Raw genomic sequence first — 16,048 nt, forward strand, 5'->3', positions numbered from 1 at the left:
TCTTACTTGACGTTGGCGCCGACGGTGGCGTCCCAGTTCTTGCTGATGGCTTCCTTGGCCTTGCCCTGCTCGTCGAGCGTCGGGAACGCCGCCGCGGCGTAGGATTCAGCCGGCGGCAGCTTGGCCAGAACGTCCGCCGGAATCTTGCCGTTCTTGGCGAGATCGTTGAAGCGGATCGGGTGGCAGTAGCCCTTCAGCCAGCCTACCTGGCCTTCGTCGGAGTAGAGGTATTCCATCCACAGCTTCGCGGCATTCGGATGCGGCGCGAAGGCGCTGATCGCCTGCACATAGACACCGGCGACAACCCCGGTCTTCGGCACGATCACGTCGACGGGCGGGTTGCCCTTGAGCGTGTCGCGGCCGGCAAGCGCGTTGTAGTCCCAGTTGATCAGGATCGGCGTCTGGCCCTGGGCTAGCGTCGCCGGCTTGCCGACGACCGGAACGAAGTTGCCGGCGGCGTTCAGCTTCTTGAAGAAGTCGAGGCCGGCGGTGCCGGCGGCTTCACCGGCGGCGGCGCCCGACGACAGTCCGGAGGCATAAACGGCCTGGATGGCTTGGTTCGATGCGCGGGGGTCACCGGCGAGCGCGACCGAGTTGGCGAATTCCGGCTTCAGGAGGTCTGCCCAGTCGGCCGGCGATTCCTTGATCAGGTCCTTGTTCACCATGAACGACAGCACGCCGTAATAGTCGCCATACCAGGCGCCGTCGGCATCCTTGGCGCTGTCCGGGATCGAATCCCAGGTCGACACCTTGTAAGGCATCAGCAGGCCGTCGGCCTTAGCGGTCGGGCCGAACGACAGACCGACGTCGATGACGTCGGGCGCCTGCGGGCCCTTGTTGTCCTTGTTGGCCTTGATCGCCTCGACCTCGTCGCCCGAGCCGGCATCCGGGTTGAGTTCGTTGATCTTGATTTCCGGATACTTAGCCTTGAAAGCGTCGATCACTGCCCCGTAGCCGCACCAGTCATGCGGAAGCGCGATGGTGGTGAGCTGGCCTTCAGCCTTCGCGGCCTTGACGAGATCGTCCATCGAATCCGCGGACGAAATCACCGTCGACGCAAAGAGCGCCGCGGCCGAGAGGGAAAGCACTTTCCCCGTGAACTTGAACATGTGTTCTCTCCGTTGAACTGGCACCGCTAGGCGCCTGCGATGCGGGTATCGTTTTCGTGTGACAGCCAGATGAAGGCTTTTTGAAACCGGAGCCCCGCGGCGAAAAAAGTTAACTCTTTTTAACGGACTGTAGCAATTAGCCCGCGCTTAATTTTCCGGCTAATGGTTATTTGCTTTGATTTTTGCCCGCTCTCCCTCTCCTTTGCACATCCCCTTGTTCAACTGTTCGGCATTGCAAGCCGGCTTTCATACCTCGCCGGCGATGGCGTTTTCGAGCAGCGTCAGCGCCGCCTTCTTGGTGAGCTTGACCGGGTTGCCGCCCGCCGTCGGGTCAACCACCGCCATGTCGGCGATCAGCGCCTTGCGCTTCTTGTCCATGTCGAGGCCCTTGATCAGTCCGGGCAGCGCATGCGGAACCTTGAGCTCCTTGCGCAGCTTGATAATGGCCTTGGCGAAACCATCGAAGCCGCCTTTGATGCCGCAATAGGCGGCGAGCCGCGCGATGCGCTCCTCGATGCTGCCCCGGTTGAAGGCCAGCACATAGGGCATGAACACCGCATTGGTCATGCCGTGATGGGTGTCGTAGAGCGCGCCGATCGGATGCGACAACGAATGGATGGCCCCCAACCCCTTCTGGAACGCGGTTGCGCCCATGGCCGCCGCGCTCATCATGTGGGCGCGGGCGACCAGATCCTTGCCATTGGCAAAGGCCTTCGGCAGGTTCTCGAACACCAGCCGGATGCCCTCCACCGCGATGCCGTCGGCCATCGGATGATAGCCCGGCGCGCAATAGGCTTCCAGACAATGCGCAAGGGCATCCATGCCGGTGCCGGCGGTGATGAAGCCGGGCATGCCGACCGACAGTTCCGGATCGGCGATGACGATTGCCGGCAGAAGCTTGGGGTGGAAGATGACCTTCTTGGTGTGGGTCTCCTCATTGGTGATGACGCCGGCGCGACCGACTTCCGATCCGGTACCGGCGGTGGTCGGCACCGCGATGATCGGCGCGATCGCATCCGAATTGGCCCGGGTCCACCAGTCGCCGACATCCTCGAAGTCCCATACCGGCCGCGTCTGCCCGGCCTGGAAGGCGATGAGCTTGCCGAGGTCGAGCGCCGAGCCGCCGCCGAACGCGATGACGCCGTCATGCTTGCCCTTCTTGAACACGGCGACGCCGGCGGTCAGGTTGGATTCGACAGGGTTCAGCCGCACCTCCGAGAAGACGCCGTACGGGACCTTGGCATCGTCGAGGACCTTCAGCGTCGAGGCGACGACCGGCAGTTTTGCCAGGCCCGGATCGGTGACGAAGAGCGGGCGCTTGATGCTCGTGGCATTGAGCACCTCGGGCAATTCCTTGATGCGCCCGGCGCCGAAGCGGACGGTGGTGGGGTAGTTCCATTTGGAGATGAGCTTGGACATGGATTGCTTTCGAAAAAAGATCAGATTGCTTCACGCAGGTGATAGGATTTCGGCCTGGTCAGATTGTCGTAGCCGATGGCCGAGAGCGAGGCGCCCTTGCCCGTGTCCTTGACGCCGGTCCAGACCAGCGCCGGGTCGAGATAGTCGCAGCGGTTCATGAACACAGTGCCGGTCTCGACGCGGTCGCCGATGGCGATCGCGCGCTCCGTGTCGCGCGTCCAGATCGAGGCCGTCAGTCCATAGGGACTGTCGTTCATCAGCGCGATCGCCTCCTCGTCGTTGCGCACCTTCATGATGCCGACGATCGGGCCAAAACTTTCCTCGCGCATGACGCTCATCTGGTGGTCGACGTCGGTGAGCACTTCCGGTGCCAGATAGGGCGAGCCGGCCTTGTCGTTCTCGACCTTCATGTTGACATGCGCCCGGGCGCCCTTGCGCAGCGCTTCGGCCTTCTGGTCGCGGATCAGGTCGGCAAAGCGCGCCTGCGCCATCGGCCCCATCGTCGTCGCCTGCTCCAGCGGGTTGCCGACGACATAGTTCTTCGTCTCGGCGACAAAACCCTCGACGAACTCGTCATAGACCTTCTCATGCACATAGACGCGCTCGATGCCGCAGCAGCACTGGCCTGAATTGAAGAAGGCACCGTCGACCAGGTTGGCGACCGCATGGTCCATCTTGGCGTCGGGCAGCACATAGGCCGGGTCCTTGCCGCCAAGCTCGAGGCCGAGCGTCATGAAGGTGCCGGCCGCGGCCTTCTCGATGGCGCGCCCGCCGCCGACCGAGCCGGTGAAGTTGACATGGTCGATCTTGCCCGAGCCAAGCAGCTTCTCGGTCTGGGCGTGGTTCATGACCAGGTTCTGGAACAGGCCTTTGGGCAGGCCCGCCTTGTCGAAAGCCTGGCTGAAACGCTCGCCGACCAGCAGCGTCTGCGCGGCATGCTTGAGGATGACGGCACTGCCCGCCATCAGCGCCGGCACGATCGTGTTGACGGCAGTGAGATAGGGATAGTTCCACGGCGCGATCACCAGCACCACGCCGAGCGGCATCTTCTTCACATAACGGCGGAACCCGTCCTTCGGATTTGAGGCCAGGACCGGCTTCAGCGCAGCTTCAGCGATCTCGACCATATAGCTGGTGCGTTCCTTGACGCCGCCGAACTCGCCGCCATAGCGTACCGGCCGGCCCATCTGCCAGGCGATTTCAGGCACGATCTCGTCGGTCATCGCAACCAGCGCCTCGAGCATCGCCAGCATGTATTTGCCGCGCTCGACGACCGGCGTCTCGGCCCATTTCTCCTGCGCCGCCTTGGCGCGCTCGACCGCCGCGTTGATCGCCTGGTCCGTCGCGACCGGCCGCTCGGCATAGATCGAGCCGTCGATGGGGGATTTCAGTTTTACGGTTTCCAAGAAGACGTCTCCAAATCAACAAGGGACTGTTTTGACGAAGCCGGCCGCGCCATAGGCAAGGATGGCGCGGTCGCGGGTGATGATTGCCAGGTTCCTCGAACGCGCCGTGGCTATGATGATCCGGTCCGCCGGATCGTTGTGAACGACACCTGGCAGGAACGAGGACTCCACCAAAAGCTCGCTGTCGATCCCCTCCACGCTCGTTGCGCCGGCTTGCACGAACCCTTCGAACCAGGCGAGCGGCGACTTGATGAATGGAAGCCGGCCCTTGGACACAAGCATTCCGATTTCCCAGGCCGACATGACGGAAACGGCGATCACGCCGCCATTTTTTCGCGCGCTTGTCACCTTATCGACCGCCGTCCTCGCGACCGGCTGTTCGGTCGAAAGCCACAGCATGAAGCATGTGTCGAGCAACACTCCGTCAGTCGTCATACACTTTGCCCCAGTCCGGATCCGCAGGGGCGGTGTAGTCGACGTCCGGAAGAAGCGTGAGTGTCCCGGCCATGCATCCAAACAACGGATCGGCGCCCCGAGGCGGCACAATGTATTCTTCGCTCTTGCTGCTCATATTCGGAGCATTCTTGAAATCCACCCTATCCTCCATAAAGCCCTGGCTGCGCCTCGAACCCCTTTTCCCGGTTTGCCCGCCGGCAGGCTTGGGATGGGCTTGAGCACTTCCTTGCGGAGAGCGCCGAAAGACCAGATTTTCGCCAGCTATGTTGACCGACTCCGTCTGGAACCCCGCGGCCAGCCACTCCTTTGTCATCGGATTGTTGCTGGGATTGTTGCTCCACCAAGCGGGATACTGCTTGGACGCCGGCAGCTTTTCGCCCAGCAGCCTCTCGATGTCGCTGAACGACATCGGTACCCGCTCACCGGCTTGAGCCATGAGATACGAACGCAAAGGCGAATACTTTCCCATTTTCACGCTCCTGAACTCAACCAGGCTGGAAATTACAGCTTTAGTTAGGTTCAGTCAAACGCAGATTACAGCTTTAATACCGCTCGAATCCCCGGTGCAGTTCCCAATCCGTGATGCGGCGGTCGTATTCGAACTGCTCCCAGCGGGCGGTGTGCACGTAATGTTCGATCACATCGTCGCCGAATGCCTGCTTCAGCATCTTCGACTTGGTCAGCGTCTCGGTCGCGTCGCGCAGCGTCTTCGGGATTTCCGGCAGGCGCGAGGCCTGGTAGGCGTCGCCGACGAACGGCTTCTGCAGTTCCAGCTTCTCGTCGATGCCGGCGAGACCCGAGGCGATCAGCGCCGCGAAGGCGAGATAGGGGTTCAAGTCCGCGCCGCCGATGCGGCACTCCATGCGGATGCCCTTGGTGCCCTCGCCGCAGAGCCGGAAGCCGGCGGTGCGGTTGTCCTCGCTCCACATGATCTTGGTCGGCGCGAAGGTGCCGGCCTGGAAGCGCTTGTAGGAGTTGACGTAGGGCGCCAGGAGCCAGGTGAACTCCTTGGCGTATTTGAGCTGGCCGGCCGCCCATTGCTGGCCGAGGCTCGATAGCGTCCACTCAGCCTTCTTGTCGAAGAACAGCGGCGTCTTGCCGTCGGCGCTCCACAACGAATTGTGGATGTGGCTGGAGTTGCCAGCGAGCCCGTAATTGTACTTGGCCATGAAGGAGATGGCCTTGCCTTCGGAGTGGGCGATTTCCTTGGCCCCGTTCTTCAGTATGACGTGGCGGTCGGCCATGTCGAGCGCTTCGGCATAGCGCACATTGATCTCTTCCTGGCCGGGACCCCACTCGCCCTTAGAGTTCTCGATCGGAATGCCGGCCGCTTCCATCTCGTTGCGAAGCCGGCGCATGACGCCTTCTTCCTTGCTGGTGATGCCGATCTGGTAGTCGCCGATATAGGGCGAAGCGCTATCGAGCCCCTGCCAGTGCTTCTTGCGCGCGGAATCATAGGTCTCGCTGAACAGATAGAATTCGAGCTCGGAAGCGAAATAGCCGATATAGCCGCGCTCCTGCAGGCGCTTGACCTGCTTCTTCAGGATGGCGCGCGGCGAGTGCGCGAGGTCGTCATGTGTATGGTGGTCGAGCACATCGCAGATCACGAGTGCCGTCTTCTCCAGCCATGGAACACGTCGCAACGTCGACAGATCGGGCTTCATGACGAAGTCGCCATAGCCCTTCGACCAGCTCGCCGCCTTGTAGCCCGGCACCGGCTCCATATCGATGTCGCAGGCGAGCAGATAGTTGCAGCCATGCGTCTCGCCATAGGCGGAATCGACGAAATACTGAGCCAGGAAGCGTTTTCCCGAGAGCCGGCCCTGCATATCGACGATGCAGGCCAGCACCGTGTCGATCTCGCCGTTCGAGACCGCTTTCTTCAACTGATCGAACGAAAAATTCCCGGCCATTCCTTTGGCACTCCAGCGCTTGTCGATTGAAAGGGAGAGAAGAGCCATGGCCGGCGGAGTGCCGGCCATGGCCGTTAAGCGAAGTATCAGTGGCCGGTTTCGCCGACCGCCTGTTCGGCCGCCTTGATCGCTGCCTGGCGTGCCGCGATGATGTCGCCGAGCGGCGGCCCCTGGAAGCGGTTGCGCTCGAAGGCGAACCAGACGATCGCCGTCAGGATGAAGAAGCCGACGGTGATGTAGAGCGCCCAGTCGTTCGGTGGCTGGATGCCGATGACGAAGATCAGGATCATCGACAGGAGCGACAGTGTCGAGAACAGCATGAAGATGCCGCGTCCCATGTTCCACGGGCCCATCTTGTCCCACTTCGGCGTTCCCCACGCCGCCATGCCGAGCACGATCGGCACGATGAAGGAGAGGAATAGGAAGATGACGGTGCAGGACACCACGATCGTGTAGGCCGAGGTGCCGGCGACCGAAACCACCGACGAGCCCCAGACGAACAGCACCGACAGGATCGACGCCGTCCAGATCGCCGCCACCGGCGTGCGGTAGGTCGGGCTGACCTTGGAAAGCGCCGACGAGCCCGGCAGGCCGCCGTCGCGCGAGAAGGCGAAGATCATGCGCGAGGCCGAGGTGACGGTGGCGAGACCACAGAGCAGCTGCGCCAGGAACACGACGAGGTAGACGAACTCCTTGACGCCGGGGCTGACACGCTGGTCGAAGGCCCAGAAGAACACGTTCCAGCCCTGCTTGGCGGCATCGTCCATGTTCGGGATCATCAGCACGAAGGCGGCCAGGAACAGATAGCCGAACAGCGCCGACCAGATGACCGACATGACCATCGCGCGCGGTACGGAAGAGGCCGCCTTGATGGTTTCTTCCGACGTATGAGCCGAGGCGTCATAGCCGGTGATCGTATAGATCGGCAGCAGTAGGCCGAGCGCGAACACCCATGCGTTCGACACCGATGGCCAGACGCCTGCGCCGGCATCGCCCGAATAGTTATGGAAGGTGAAGAGACGGCTGAAATCCCAGGTTTCGGCCGAGAGCAGGCAGACGATGGCGATCAGGATCGAGCCGAAGAAGATGAGATAGCCCGAGAAGTCGGTCAGCTTCGCCGTCAGCTTGATGCCGAGATGGTTGATCAGCGCCTGGGCGCCGGTGATGACGATCAGGAAGATCATCTGGTTTGTCAGCGTGCCCTCGATCCCGAGCGTCGGCCCGAAGGCGCCGAGGAAGAACGTCCAGGTGCCGACATTGATTGCGCCGAGCACGGTGATCAGGCCAAGCAGATTGAGCCAGGCCGTCACCCAGCCGGTGCCGCGGTTGCCGAGGATCGAGCCCCAGTGATAGAGGCCGCCGGCTGTCGGATAGGCCGAGCTGATCTGCGACATCGCGACCGCGAATGTGAGCGACACGAAACAGCCGACCAGCCAGCCGATGCCGATGCCGATGCCGCCGGCGCCCGACGTCGCCTGCGCCAGCGAGTTGATGCCGCCGGACAGGATGCAAATGATGGAGAAGGAGACCGCGAAGTTCGAGAAGCGGCTGAGGCGCCGCTCCAGTTCCTGGGCGTAGCCCATGCTGTGGAGGACCTTGATGTCCTCCGCTTTGTCAACGTCGCTATAGTCCGGTGTCGTCATGTTGAAATTCCCCTATGGTTCTTGGCCGGCCGATCCCGCATGTCGACCATACAGGCCAGCACTGTATCAATCTCGCCGCCCCAGACCTCATTTTTCAATTGATCGAACGAGAAATTCCCGGCCATTCCGTAACAACCTTCAACGCCGAAATTGACTGTCGACAGGATGCCCGATCGGCCTGAGCCGATCAGGCGATTTTACATCTGCCGTCAGCTCGCAATCTGGCCAACGGCCTGTTCCGCCGCTGCGATCTCCGCCTGACGACGAGCGATATCGGCGCCGATCGGCGGACCCTTGAAGCGGCGGGATTCGATGCCGAACCACAAAACGGCGAGCAGGATGATCAGGCCGATCGCATAGTTGATGAGGATGTCGAAGGGCGGTTGGATGCCGGCATACATCAGCACCAGCACACCAAGCACGGTGATGACGGCGAACGGCTTGGACCAGATGCCGAGGCGGAACGGACCGAATTCGGTCCAGCTCTTGCCTTCCGCAAGCAGGCCTGCCGCCACCGGCATCGCATAGGACACATAAAGGAACAACGCACAGCCGGCTGCCAGGGCGGCAAAGGCCGGCGAGTACAGTGTCGCGGCGATCGAGAGCACGACGCCGAGCCAGATGGCCGGGACGGGCGTGCGCCAGGTCGGCGAAACCTGCTTCCACAAAGACGACCCCGGCAGGCCTCCGTCACGCGAAAAGGCGAAGATCATGCGCGAGGTCGATGTGAGCCCGGCCAGCGCGCATAGGTAATTCGCCAGCACGATGCAGATGCCGAGCAGATCCTTGAGCCAGGTCGGCGCCGGCAGATTGTTGAACAGGTTGAACCAGGCATTGCCGCCGTCCTTGGCGGTCGCCACCAGATCGGGGCTCGCCAGCACGAAGGAGACCGCCATGACGAAACCGAAGACGAGAGACCATAGGACAGCGTGGATCATGCCCCTGGGCACCGCGACGCGGGCATTGTGCGTTTCCTCGGCGGTATGAGCCGAGGCGTCAAAGCCGGTGATCGTATAGAGCGGGTAGAGCAGGCCGATCAGGAAGGCCACGAGCGCGGTGCGGGCCGTCGGAACATAGCCGCCGCCGGGATCGCCGGTCGTGTTGACGAAAGTCGTCAGCCGGGCAAGATCGAAGCCATGCGCGCCCCAGATCAGGAAGGTCAGCGTCAGCACCACCGCAACAACGAGGATGAGGTAGCCGGAAAAGTCGGTCAACCTTGTCGTGGTCTTGATACCGAGATGATTGAACAGGCCCTGGGTGACCGTGATGATGACGACTGCACCGGTCTGCTGCCAGAAGCCCCAGGTCGATGTGTCCAAACCGAGGATCGGACCCGCGACGAGCCCCTGAAACAGCAGGTAGACGCCGACATTCACCGAAGCGACGACGAAGATCAGGCCGAGCAGATTGATCCAGGCTGTTGCCCAACCCCAGCCGCGCCCGCCAAGAATAGAGGACCAGTGGTAGAGGCCGCCGGCGGTGGGATAGGCCGAGCCGATCTGGCCCAGCGAAGCGGCGACCACAAGGGCGAAAACACCGCCGACGACCCAGCCGACGGTCGCCTCGAACCCGCTGCCGGTGCCCATGGCCAGCGGGAACGACGTGATGCCGCCGGCCAGAATGCAAATGATCGAGAAGGAGATGGCAAAGTTGGAGAAGCCGCTCATGCGGCGAGCCAATTCCTGGGCATAGCCCATACTGTGAAGGACTTTGACGTCCTCTGGATTGTCCGTTGTCATTTCGAAGTCCCCTTTGGTTCTTAGCTGGCCGTTTGTACTGACTTTCCGACTGCGCTGGTTCGAGAGCCCTTGACCTCCTCGGGCTCCAGATTCGAAAAAATGCCGGTGAGCAGATCCGCCCATCTCCGCTGCCCGGTCTCGCCGGAGATTTCATCGTTGCGGATTTCGATCATCGCGCAGGCAAGGCCGCGCGAACGCGCATGCCGCTCCAGCGTGAAATAGACGCGGTCGGCCGGCGAATAGGGTTCATTGACGCCGACTGTGATGCCGGCAAGCCGTTTCAGCGCGGCAATCAGCGGCGCTGCCAGTCTGCGGTCGTCATCATGGATGATGCCGATATGCCAGGGCCGGTTCTTTCCCTTGAAGACCGGGGTGAAGGAATGGATCGACACCAGTCGCGTCTCTCGCCCCGCCGCCAACCGATCCTCGATGGTCTTCTCGATCGTGTCATGGAACGGGCGCCATGCGAGCGCGACACGCGCCTCCCGCTCGTCTGCGGAGAGTCCCTGGTTCGCTGGAACGACAGTTTTCTCGCTGACGCTGACACTCAATATGAGGTCAGGCGCGTCGAGCGGCCGGTTGCAATCGATGACGAGCCGCGACAGGCGGGTCTCGATCAAGGTGGCGTCGAGCGCCTCGGCCATGCGGGTGGCGACAGGCAGCGCACCCGGGTCCCAGGCGATGTGACGGGAAAGGTCCGCGGCCGGCAGGCCGAGCGTTCCGAATTCGGCGGGAAGGACGTTGGAAGCGTGGTCGCAGGTGAAGACGAAGGGGCTCGAGCCGCCGGGGTTGGTCACCCTCACGGTCTCAGACGGTGCAAGGCTGGCGAGCCGTGCTTTCTCCATACTGCCGTCCCCTGGGAAGCGCTGTATCGTATGTTACGTATTTTGTCTCATTGCGCTCCTATGAATGATTTCATACAGTTTGTCCGGCTTTGTCAAACGCGGAATTCCAAAACGGCGTCAAGCGGGCCAAAGAGTGGGGGAAAACGATGATCTCCAGCATTGCCGAACTGATTTCTGACCGCATCGGCACGATGCCGGCCGGCGAGCGCCGCGCCGCCCAGACGCTGATTGCCAACTATCCCTTAACCGGGCTGAAGACCGTCGCCGAATTCTCGGCCGCGGCCGGCGTGTCGTCGCCGACGATCCTGCGCTTCGTCGCCAGGCTCGGCTTCCAGAACTACCCCGAATTCCAGTCGGCGCTGCAGGATGAGCTGGCGGCGCAATTGCAGTCGCCAGCTTCGCGCACGCTCGATCCGTCTTCGGCCGGCGGCGCTGCGTCGCCAATGCTGGAAGCGACGCTCGACAACATGCGCGAGACGTTCCGGCACCTCTCCGACAAACAGCTCGCCGACATCGCCGCGCGGCTTGCCGAGCGGCGCGGCAAGACCTTCCTGATCGGCGGCCGCTTCACCGACCCGCTGGCGCGCTATATGGCCGCCCACCTCGCCATCATCCAGCCGGATGTCTATCACCTCGCCGGCCAGGAGAGCATATGGCGCGACCGCCTGATCGACATGGGCAAACGCGACGTTCTGGTGATCTTCGACATCCGCCGCTACCAGGAAAGCCTGGTCCGCTTCGCCGAGAAGGCGCATCAGCGCGGCGTGCAGATCATTCTGTTCACCGACCAGTGGCTGTCGCCGATCTCCCGCTTCGCCCGCCATGTGATCGCCGGGCGGACCGCCGTGCCTTCGGCCTGGGATTCGTCGGCCGCTCTGTTCGTCGTCGCCGAGACCCTGATCGGCGCCGTGACAAGGCAATTGGAAGCCGCCGGCGCCAAGCGCATCCGCGACCTGGAGAGCTTGCGCTAGATGTGAGCTTTCAGGAAGTGTGGGCGGTTAAGTTCGGCGTCTTCGCCGTAACCTTCCGCCGTCGACGCGGAGCCGGCCGAGTAGACTACTTCAGCAGCCGGCCTTCGATCGACCAGCGCGCGGCCAGGAAGTTCAGCACGGCCGCCACCACGACGCCGATGATCTTTGCCGGCCACACGCCGATGGTCCCGGCCAGGACGGCGATAGATAGACTGGAAACGCCAAGCGAAATCAGCGCTCCCAGCGAAACGAAACGCAGGAAGGAGTGGTGCAGCCGGATGCCCGGGTCCCGCTCGAACGACCAGAACCGGTTCGCTGCGAATGAGAAGAGTACGGCGACGAACCAGGCGCCGACATTGGCGGCCAACGCCGGTACCACGAGCTTGAGCAGCAGGAAAAATGCAGTGAGGTCGATGCCGGTGTTTACCAGCCCGACCAAGGCGAAGCGGACGATCTTGTTGCCGGTCGAACGCCGCGGCTGGCCGGCAGTGCTCATGCGCTGCCATCCATGACGCGGGCTCCGGCCCTGTCGAGCCTGGCGCCGAACTCCTCCGAGGAGAGAACCGCGAATTCAACCTCACGCACGCCTTGCATCGGGTCGCGCGCGCGCAAAATGTCATCGACATGGCCCGGATGGCACATGAACACCCCCTGTTCGGGCAAAGTCTCGATCGCGGCGCGCAGCGTCGGCGCGAATTTCGCCGGCTGCCGCCAGTCATAGATGCCGGAAAGCGGTGTCATGATATTGAAGCCTGCCCGTTGCATCGACCTGTTGAAGCCCGCGGCCAGAGCGGCGATCGCCGCGATCTTGGCCGCCGCCGCGTCCACGCCGGGAAGCCCCGGCGCGCCTCGCAGCGCCGGCTTGCGCGCGCTTCCCTCAAAACGAGCGAGCAGCCAGTTTCGCACCACGGGAAGAAAATGCACGTGCTGGTGTCCGTCGATATAGTCGGGCGGGCCAGCCAGCGCCTCGACGAAGCGGTCGTACTGGGCGTCGAGCTCGGCATGAACGTCCCGCTCGTCGATACGCCCGCGCCGCACAGGCAGCGCAAGGGAAGCGAGCCTGGGCAACTTGCCGTCCGGCGCCAGGCTGGACGGACCGGTCACGGCGATCTGATCGGTGAGGGTCAGATGCAGCCCGACGGCGGCCCTTTTGCGAAAGGGCCTCATGCGCGCCGCCGCCTCTTGCCATTCGGGAAAGCCGGTCATGCAGCCGCTTCCGGTCAGGCGGCCGCGCTCGATCAACTCGAGGATCGCGCTCGATACCCCCGGCGCCAGCCCGTAATCGTCGGCAATCAGGCGGATCGACCGGGTCATTTGCCGGGGGCGACCGACTCGGCACTGCCGTGGAGGACATCGCGCACGATGTAGACGGGCCGATCCTTGCTTTCGCTGAGCGTGACCCAGACATATTCGCCGATCAGGCCGAGCAGCGCCAGATTGAGGCCGCCCAGCAACACGACGGCGACCATGATGCTTGGGTAGCCAGGCACGGCGATGCCGTAGAACAGCACCTCGAAGAGCACTTTCACGCCATAGGCGAGACCGGCGAATGCCGCCAGCAACCCGATGAGGCTGATGACGCGCAGCGGGATCACGGAAAACGAGGTGAACCCTTCCAGGGAGAACGCGATCAGGTTGAACCGGCTCCATTTCGACGTGCCGCTGGCGCGGTTTTCCGGCGAATAATGCACCGCCTTCTGGCGGAAGCCGGCCCAGGCGAACAGGCCCTTGTTGAAACGGCGCTTGTCGCGCACGCTGGTCAAGGCACGCGCCACCGCGCCGCGCATAACCCGGAAATCTCCGGCATTCTCGGGAATGTCGAAGCGCTGGCTGCTGTTGATCAGCGTGTAGAAGAGCCGCGCCAGCTGGCTGCGCCGCCAGCTCCCCTCGCGCCGGTCGTTCTGCGCATAGACGACATCGATCTCTGGGTTCTCGACCAGCTCGCCGATCATCTTCAGGCTGATATCCATGGAATGCTGGAGGTCGGAGTCCATGATCAGGACCATGTCGCCCCGCGAATGATCTAGGCCGGCGAGCACCGCGGCTTCCTTGCCGAAATTGCGGCTGAGCCGCACGATCTCCCAGGAGCCAGACAGCACCGACGCGAATGCCTCGGCGCTGCCGTCGCCACTGCCGTCGTCGATGAGTATCTTGCGGACCGTCATGCCGAAGCGCTCCGCCACCGCCACCTCGAGCTTGTCGAGCAACCCGACGAAGGCAACGGCGGATTCAGCCTCGTTGAAGAACGGCGCGATGATGTCGAGCATCTCAGCCATGCGCGGCGGCTCCGCCGGCTGGCATCTTCTGTCTGCCCCGCGTCCAGAACCAGCCGATGAGCCCGCAAGCAATTATGCTGATGCCGATTGGCCAGAACCACGGGTGGAAAAGATCGTGCAGCCGCCCATCGACACTGGTCAGTCCGGTAACGAAGAGGAGCGCCGCCAGCAACCAGCGCGTGGCTCCGGCTCCCTTCTCCCGCCACAGCAGGGCGATGCAGACGCCGGCAGGCACCGCCACCATGGCATAGGTGTTCTGCTCGACCCGCGGATTGAAGACGCACATGTAGAACGCCGCGGTGAGGAAGATGGCAAGCCCGCCGGTGTTCGGGTCCAGCCTGCGATCGAACTGGAGCACCACCCACAGCGTAAGCAACCCTGCGACGACACGCACGATCGTCGCGTCAAACTCCGGAAGCGTGATCCCAAACCTCGCGAAAGGCGCAGTGAAGTCGGCCGCGACGAAGGGTCCTGTCGGGTCAACCGCCATCGAAGTCAGCATCCGGAAAAAATCTTGGTACTGGGCATTGATATAGCCCGTGGGTGCAACGCCATAAGGGATGGCGAGCACGACAAGGACCGCCAGGGCCAGCACCGGTATCAGCCTGGGACGCAGCGCTCCCGCCAGAAGCAGCATGATGATCGCCGTGGGCTTGGCGATGATCGCAAGCGAGGCCCAGAAGAAGCTTTCGGCTCGGCGCCCTTCGAGTGCCGACAGCGTGAGGAACCAGCACGCTCCGGTGAGCAGTATCGTCGCCTGGCCGTTGCGAAGCGCTGCCAGCGAAACCGGCAAGGCAAGGAAGAGACCGAAGGACAGCAGCCTTGTCTGCTCCGGGCCGCCGACCTTGCGCACCTGACGCATTGCGGCAAAAGTAAGCACCCCGAAGCCCAACGCGTGCCATAAAAGATTGCCCATGGACGGCCCGAGCCTCAGCAGGGGGGCGTAGAGGACGGCGAAGGCGGGCGCGTAAAGATACCCCATGGCGACTTCGACGTGATACAGCGGTTGGCGGCTCAGGAAGGCCTCGCTGCCATGTCTATAGATGGGGACCACCGAACGCGGATTGGGCGACCATAGCACTAGGCCGAGCACGACAAAAAACGACCCGACCCACAGCCAAAACCCCAAACGGTCGAAAACCGTCTTGGAAATCGTCATCGAATGCCCCACGCAATGCTCGAAGCCGGATCAGTTGAGCACCGTCCCGGCATTTTGATGGCGGCCGGCATATCATGGCGAAAACTGCGCGGCATAGCCGCCGCCGGCCCGCCTCCCGCCGATATCATGGTTTTATGAACACCTTTCCATCGGGCTTGGCGAGCTCGGCCGGCAGCCGCGCCATCGCCTCGTCCAGCGGCACGACCGCCGTGACGTCGGTCGACCAGCGTCCGTCGGAAAAGCGCTTCTGCGCTTCCAGCACCGCCGGGCCCAGCCTGTCGCGAAACTGGCGCATCCATTCGGCCAGCCAGAAGCCTTCGACGCGCTTATGCTGGAAGATCAGTTGGCCGGGCTCGCGGATCACCGTCGGCTCGGCGTCGAGCCGGCCGTAGACGATCCAGCGCGCGCGCCTCGGCATGGCATTGAAGATGGTCGAAGCCAGCGGGCCGGTGACCGCGTCGAGGAAGATGCGCGGCTGCTCGGCCTTCACCGCTTCGCGCAGCGCTGTTTCGAAATCCGGCGCCTTCTCGTTGAGCACATGGGCGGCGCCGAGGTCCTTCAGCACCGGGATCTGCTCGTCACGGCGTACGGTGACGATCGGCCGGAAGCCTTCCTCCTTCGCCAGCCCGATGATCAGCTTGCAAAGCTGGCTGGCGCCGGCGGTCACGATGAAGGCTTTTTCGCCCTCCCGCTTGACGATGTCGAACATGGCCAAAGCGGTCAGCGGATTGACGATCATCGCGGCAGCGTCCTCGTCGCGCACCGTGTCGACGAGCGAGAAGCAGGACGCGGCCTCGGCAACCGCATAGTCCGCCCATGCCCCCCAGTTCGACACGCCGGTGGCAAAGGCGACGACGCCAACCCCTTCGAAACCCGCCGGGCGGCCCTTTACCCGCGGCTGGCCGTACTGGCCCTTGATGAAGGCTATGTCGGACGGGTTGATCGAAGCGAGGCTGACCTTGATCAGCGCCTGCGACGGGCCGGGCGCCGGCACCGCGATGCTGCCGGGTTGGAGATAGGGCTCCATCGCCTCCAGCGCGGCCGCCGAAGGCGTCCTCGTATAGCCGTCGCCGACAAGCAGCAGGCCCCGCATTTGCGATGGAAGCGTCATG

Annotated in this window: 15 protein-coding genes; 1 reads left to right on the forward strand and 14 read right to left on the reverse strand. The window is 63.1% G+C overall.

What is annotated here, in order from left to right; genetic code table 11:
• Nucleotides 1-2: 2 nt before the first annotated feature.
• From AC0L2L_RS04360 to AC0L2L_RS04400, 9 genes are all read right to left on the reverse strand, one after another.
• Entirely contained in the window at nucleotides 3-1,109 is a 1,107-nt protein-coding gene (locus AC0L2L_RS04360) for an ABC transporter substrate-binding protein (protein WP_473576422.1), read from the reverse strand.
• 246 nt (nucleotides 1,110-1,355) lie between these two features.
• Entirely contained in the window at nucleotides 1,356-2,528 is a 1,173-nt protein-coding gene (locus tag AC0L2L_RS04365; protein WP_473576423.1) for an iron-containing alcohol dehydrogenase, read from the reverse strand.
• A gap of 20 nt (nucleotides 2,529-2,548) precedes the next feature.
• Nucleotides 2,549-3,934: an aldehyde dehydrogenase family protein gene (locus AC0L2L_RS04370; RefSeq protein ID WP_473576424.1), complete on the reverse strand. Its 1,386-nt coding sequence runs from the start codon at nucleotides 3,932-3,934 to the stop codon at nucleotides 2,549-2,551.
• Between the two features lie 15 nt (nucleotides 3,935-3,949).
• The gene (locus AC0L2L_RS04375; protein WP_473576425.1) at nucleotides 3,950-4,369 is read right to left on the reverse strand and encodes a type II toxin-antitoxin system VapC family toxin; all 420 of its coding nucleotides are present in this window, start codon (nucleotides 4,367-4,369) and stop codon (nucleotides 3,950-3,952) included.
• Entirely contained in the window at nucleotides 4,359-4,859 is a 501-nt protein-coding gene (locus AC0L2L_RS04380) for a DUF7662 domain-containing protein (protein WP_473576426.1), read from the reverse strand. The genes AC0L2L_RS04375 and AC0L2L_RS04380 overlap by 11 nt, the downstream gene beginning before the upstream one ends.
• A gap of 73 nt (nucleotides 4,860-4,932) precedes the next feature.
• Entirely contained in the window at nucleotides 4,933-6,303 is a 1,371-nt protein-coding gene (locus AC0L2L_RS04385) for a glutamine synthetase family protein (RefSeq protein ID WP_473576427.1), read from the reverse strand.
• Nucleotides 6,304-6,389: 86 nt separating this feature from the next.
• Entirely contained in the window at nucleotides 6,390-7,946 is a 1,557-nt protein-coding gene (locus AC0L2L_RS04390) for an amino acid permease (RefSeq protein ID WP_473576429.1), read from the reverse strand.
• A gap of 209 nt (nucleotides 7,947-8,155) precedes the next feature.
• Nucleotides 8,156-9,685 (reverse strand): amino acid permease, encoded by a 1,530-nt coding sequence (locus AC0L2L_RS04395; protein ID WP_473576430.1) that lies wholly within the window; start codon nucleotides 9,683-9,685, stop codon nucleotides 8,156-8,158.
• A gap of 20 nt (nucleotides 9,686-9,705) precedes the next feature.
• Nucleotides 9,706-10,530, reverse strand: a complete 825-nt coding sequence (locus AC0L2L_RS04400) for an N-formylglutamate amidohydrolase (RefSeq protein ID WP_473576431.1) — start codon at nucleotides 10,528-10,530, stop codon at nucleotides 9,706-9,708.
• Between the two features lie 146 nt (nucleotides 10,531-10,676).
• Here AC0L2L_RS04400 and AC0L2L_RS04405 point away from each other — a divergent pair, with 146 nt between their 5' ends.
• Complete coding sequence (locus tag AC0L2L_RS04405; RefSeq protein WP_473576432.1) at nucleotides 10,677-11,501, forward strand: MurR/RpiR family transcriptional regulator; 825 nt, start codon at nucleotides 10,677-10,679, stop codon at nucleotides 11,499-11,501.
• An 85-nt stretch (nucleotides 11,502-11,586) separates the two neighbouring features.
• Here AC0L2L_RS04405 and AC0L2L_RS04410 read toward each other — a convergent pair whose 3' ends face one another.
• The 5 genes from AC0L2L_RS04410 to AC0L2L_RS04430 form a co-directional block, all read right to left on the reverse strand.
• Nucleotides 11,587-11,997: a GtrA family protein gene (locus AC0L2L_RS04410; protein ID WP_473576433.1), complete on the reverse strand. Its 411-nt coding sequence runs from the start codon at nucleotides 11,995-11,997 to the stop codon at nucleotides 11,587-11,589.
• On the reverse strand, nucleotides 11,994-12,815 hold the full coding sequence (locus AC0L2L_RS04415) for a ChbG/HpnK family deacetylase (RefSeq protein WP_473576434.1): 822 nt from the start codon (nucleotides 12,813-12,815) through the stop codon (nucleotides 11,994-11,996). Before AC0L2L_RS04415 ends, AC0L2L_RS04410 begins: the two co-directional genes overlap by 4 nt.
• Nucleotides 12,812-13,777 (reverse strand): glycosyltransferase family 2 protein, encoded by a 966-nt coding sequence (locus tag AC0L2L_RS04420; RefSeq protein WP_473576435.1) that lies wholly within the window; start codon nucleotides 13,775-13,777, stop codon nucleotides 12,812-12,814. Before AC0L2L_RS04420 ends, AC0L2L_RS04415 begins: the two co-directional genes overlap by 4 nt.
• A complete protein-coding gene (locus AC0L2L_RS04425; protein ID WP_473576436.1) occupies nucleotides 13,770-14,936 on the reverse strand; it encodes a glycosyltransferase 87 family protein in 1,167 nt (388 codons plus the stop codon). Before AC0L2L_RS04425 ends, AC0L2L_RS04420 begins: the two co-directional genes overlap by 8 nt.
• A 124-nt stretch (nucleotides 14,937-15,060) precedes the next feature.
• Entirely contained in the window at nucleotides 15,061-16,047 is a 987-nt protein-coding gene (locus AC0L2L_RS04430; RefSeq protein ID WP_473576437.1) for a zinc-binding dehydrogenase, read from the reverse strand.
• Nucleotide 16,048 lies beyond the last annotated feature (1 nt).

This window comes from Mesorhizobium sp. WSM4832, from assembly GCF_055811115.1.